Annotated in this window: 2 protein-coding genes and 1 pseudogene; 1 reads left to right on the top strand and 2 read right to left on the bottom strand. The window is 35.8% G+C overall.

Annotated elements, in window-relative coordinates; translation table 11 throughout:
- Positions 1–3835, top strand: a 3835-nt coding sequence (locus NPX99_RS08330; protein WP_269031375.1) for a type ISP restriction/modification enzyme, incomplete at its 5' end; no start/stop codon positions are given.
- A 158-nt stretch (positions 3836–3993) separates the two neighbouring features.
- Here NPX99_RS08330 and NPX99_RS08325 read toward each other — a convergent pair.
- Together NPX99_RS08325 and NPX99_RS08320 are read right to left on the bottom strand one after the other, a co-directional pair.
- Positions 3994–4263, bottom strand: coding sequence for a hypothetical protein (locus tag NPX99_RS08325; RefSeq protein ID WP_269031374.1), 270 nt, complete (start codon positions 4261–4263; stop codon positions 3994–3996).
- Positions 4264–4592: 329 nt separating this feature from the next.
- Positions 4593–4872, bottom strand: a pseudogene (locus tag NPX99_RS08320) (SMI1/KNR4 family protein); the annotation flags it as partial.

The raw sequence follows: 4872 nt of genomic DNA, 5'->3' as shown, positions 1-4872 counted from the left end.
ACAAGGTAAAAAACGTCTCTATATGACGGCAACACCAAAAATCTTTACGGATAGGTTAAAAAGGAAAGCTGACTTATCTGATGCTGTTCTTGCCTCTATGGATGATGAAAAAATTTATGGCAAAAATCTTTACACTTATACCTTCTCAAAAGCTTTAAAAGAGAAACTGTTAGCACCTTATAAGGTTATCGTTTTAGCTGTTGATGAAGCTATTATCAACGCAACGATTCAAAAGCGTCTTAAGGATAAAAATTCTGAACTCATCCTTGATGATACAACAAAGATTATTGGCTGCTACAAAGCTCTTGCTCAAATAGAAAAGAAAGATGAAGATGATGATATAAAGCCCATGCGTCGTTCTCTGGCTTTTTGTAAAGATATCGAAACTTCTGACAAAATTAGCAGAAAATTCAATCAAGCGATTGATGAATATCATAAATTGGTTCCTGAAAGTAAAACCTCTCTTAATTTTGAAATTGAACATATTGACGGGACTTTTAATGGTAAAGACCGCAATAAATTGCTTGATTGGCTCAAAGAAGACACCAATGAAAATAACTGTCGTGTCTTAACCAATGTAAGATGTTTGTCTGAGGGTGTGGATGTGCCTTCTCTTGATGCGGTCATGTTCTTACACCCCCGCAAAAGTCACGTGGATATTATACAAGCCGTAGGGCGTGTGATGCGTCGTGCCCCCAATAAGAAAACAGGCTACATTATTTTACCAGTAGGAATTCCCTTTAATATTCCACCAGAACAAGCTTTAGCAAACAATAAAAAGTATGATGTTATCTGGCAAGTTCTCAATGCTTTACGTGCGCATGATGACCACTTTAAAAGTAAAATGAAAGCCTTAGAGCTAGATCAAAATGTTCGTCATTTGTTTGAGGTTGTGGGGGTAACTTTAAACCCTGCTTTAAAAGCAATGACGGATGTTGTAGACGAACTCTCCTTTCACGCAAGATCTGAAAGTGCGGGGCTGCATATTGGTTCATTAGCCCGTGAAACGTCTCATGGAGATAACGGACAAGGGGAATTAGACCTAGACGTTTATATTGATCAATTCTCGCGTGCTATTAAACCAATCATTGTCGGCAAATGTACGGAGCCTAATGAGTGGGGAAACTGGGCTGGCAATGTAGCAGAGATTGCACAAAATCACATCATCCGTCTCAAAAGCTTGCTTGCTGATGAAAAGAGTAAAGCCTCCAAAGCCTTTCATATCTTTCATAAGGAATTAAAGAATGGTTTAAATGACAGTATCGAGCAAGAAGATGCTCTTGAGATGCTGGCGCAACATCTTGTGACGCGTCCCATCTTTGAATCCTTGTTTGATGGCAATGCGTTTGTGAGTCAAAACGCCATCTCGCAAGCGATGGAAAAGATCTTAGCTGAACTAGATAAAATGAATATCAAAGAAGAAGCCAAAGATCTTGAAAAGTTTTATCAAAGTGTAAGAGAAGATACAGATGGAATTATTGAACCACAAGCAAAACAGAATCTTATTATCAAACTTTACGAAGATTTCTTTACTAAGGCGTTTAAAAAGACAACTGATAAACTTGGCATTGTTTATACGCCGATTGAAATCGTCGACTTTATCTTACATTCTGTCAATGATGTGTTAGAGCAAGAGTTTGGAAAAAGTTTAAGCACTCGAGGTGTTTCTATTCTTGACCCTTTTACGGGAACAGGTACCTTTATCACGCGTTTGTTACAATCCAATCTGATAAAACCAGAAGATATGGAATATAAATTTCGCAATGAGATAAAAGCCAACGAAATTGTTCTCTTAGCTTATTATATAGCAGCGATTAATATTGAAGCAACCTATCATAGTCTTATGGAAGGAAACTATATCCCTTTTGAAGGGATTTGTTTAACCGATACGTTTTTGATGCTTGAAGAAAAAGACTTCTTCACACACTATATGTTTGAGAATTCGGAACGGTGTAAAAAACAACAAGAAGCTGATATCCAAGTTATTGTTGGTAATCCCCCTTATTCAACAGGGCAAAAAAATGCCAATGATAATAATCCAAATGTACATTATGATACTCTCAATGAAAGCATTCGTAATACATACGTATCTGGATTGAATATAGGAAAAAACCGCCGTAATCTCTATGATAGTTATATTCGTGCCATTCGTTGGGCAAGTAATCGCTTGAGTTCCCAAGGTGGTGTTGTAGCTTATGTTTCTGGGAATGGATGGATTGATAAAACATTTGCGGATGGTATGCGTAATTGCTTACAAAATGAATATTCTTCTATTTATGTGATTAATCTCCGTGGCGATGTTAGGAAGGATATGTTGTCAAACAAAATCACAAAAGAAGGCGAAAATGTTTTTGGCAATGGTAGTATGACTGGAATAGCAATAACTCTCTTTGTAAGAAATCCAAAAGACAAAGAGCTCTGTAAGATTTACTATCATGATATTGGGAATGATCTTTCTACCAAAGAAAAATTAGAAAGACTGCGTAAATTGAAAAGCATAAAAGAAATAACACGGTCCCAAAAATTTATTGAGATCATTCCTAATGAAAAGCATGACTGGATAAAACAAAGAGATATGAGTTTTGATCAATTCATACCTATGGGGGATAGAAACACTTCAATAGATTCTAAAATCTTTGGAGAAGTATCTCTTGGTATCTGTTCTAAAAGAGATGCTTGGGTTTATAACTTTTCGCGTGATGTATTGGATAAATACGTTCAAAAAACAATTGAATTTTTTAATATACAAAAACGTCTTGTTGCTAAAAATCCATCTGTATCTCTCGATAAGATCATTGATTATGATTCAACTAAAATTAGTTGGGGAGATGCTCTTATTTCCAAATTAAAACGGAAAGTAGATGCAACGTTTGATTCTCATCTAAAAGTTCCTGTTCTCTATACCCCATTTGTGACAATATGGCATTATGCATCTCCATTTCTTAATGATCGATTAGGACATACACATCAATTTTTTAATCCAGACATTTCTGATAATCTTGGAATTTGTGTTTCAGGGATTGGAAGTCGATCAAGTTTTTCTTGTCTCATGACAAATAAACCGATTAGCTATGGTACCTTAGAAGGGGCAAAGTGTTACCCGCTTATGCTTCATTATAACGAAGAAAAACATCATGATGATAGTTTATTCGCTACAAAAGCAAAAAAGAAAGTTCGTGATGGCATTACTGATGCGGGTTTACAGAAATTTCAATCTGCTTATCCTCATGAAATTATAACCAAAGAAGATATCTTCTATTACGTATACGGTCTCTTGCACTCAGAAGATTATCGTGCTCGTTATGCTGATAATTTATGCAAAGAACTCCCTCGCATCCCTTGCGTAAAGAGTGCTGAAGATTTTTGGATGTTTGTTACAGCAGGGCGTGAATTAGGCAATTTACACGTCAATTATGAAAGCGTAGAGCCTTATCCTGTGACCTTCAAAAAAGGCAACCCAAAACTTACAGATATTACAAACCCCGAAAAGTTTTATTACGTTACAGAAATGAAATTTGCTGGGAATAGTAAGGAAAAGGATAAAACCACTGTTTTTTATAACAGTAATATCACAATAACAGATATTCCTCTTAAAGCTTATGAGTATATCGTGAATGGTAAATCTGCTCTTGAATGGGTTATGGGGCGTCAATGTGTAAAAACTGATAAAAAGAGTGGCATTGTTAATGATGCCAATTGCTATGCGGTTGAGACCATTGGTAACCCTGCTTATCCATTGGAATTGTTTCAAAGGGTTATTACAGTAAGTTTAGAAACAATGAAGATTGTTAAGAGCCTCCCAAAATTGGAATTAAGGGAAACTGAAGAGACTTAATCAAGCATGCTCATATTTCACATGATGGGTATGCACATCTTACAAGGGGTATAGAGTTTATATCTATACTCTCTTGTTATGTTGATTATGTACAATCTTAAAGGAACGATTTACCATGCGCTCTTCTAAAAAGAGAAACTTTGCACTTTTAAACACTCTTATTTGTATTGCTTTAAGACTTTTAAGAAATCCCATCTTAACGAGCGCTGTTTGGACTTTTTGCACGCCAGAGTATCGTTTAACTCTCCGTTTTTATAGGATTGTACAAAAAGAAGGAGACGCTTGTACCGCATCATTATTTTGTAATCAGAAAATTCTGGTACATGCAACTGAGGTATGGGCTCAGAACTCTTTAAAGCCTCTATATCACCAAGCAAAGCCTTTGTAACAAGGGAACGATTGGCAGCTTCTTCACGTAATTTTTTCAATATTTAGTGCTTTCGGCCAAGCTATTACTCTATTTAAAGCTTCCTCAATATAGCTTTCAGAAAAATCTTGGGCTTGAATATCAAAGTCCTCTTTTGTAGAAATGAGTATATTTTTATATTGCGATTTTTCGCCATTATCATATGCTCAACTAAAACCAATAAGCAGCAGTGGTGAGATTAACAGATAACCGAAATTTTCCCCCATAATCTACAATATCATAAAGGATATGTACAATACGATCGGGAAAATAATAAGTATCACTTATTTCAACGAGATGTGTCTCTCAGCAGCGTTTTTTTAATCTTTGTTGCGTCTTTGGTTTGCATCGTTATCCCTCAGCATATTCCGTAATTTTTTTACATAAAAATTCATAAAAATTACTAGCGTAATATTCGGATTTCTCATCCGCAAACATGACATAGAGTGGGCACTCACTATCCCGAAACTGAGTATAATCAAAGTAAAAGGTCTCACCAAAATCAGTTGTGTTGATAACAAGCTGTTTGGGGGTCGTAAAGCCATCTCTTCTATCGATCAAATTTCGGTAAACAATATCACCAGCAGGAATACCTATATCATTCTCATAAAGACTGAATATTTCTTCACCT

Origin of the sequence: Bartonella sp. 220B (assembly GCF_026930205.1) — a bacterium.
GTDB lineage: Bacteria > Pseudomonadota > Alphaproteobacteria > Rhizobiales > Rhizobiaceae > Bartonella.
The sequence above is the reverse complement of the archived record's forward strand: the minus strand, read 5'-3'. Positions and strand labels throughout refer to the sequence as shown.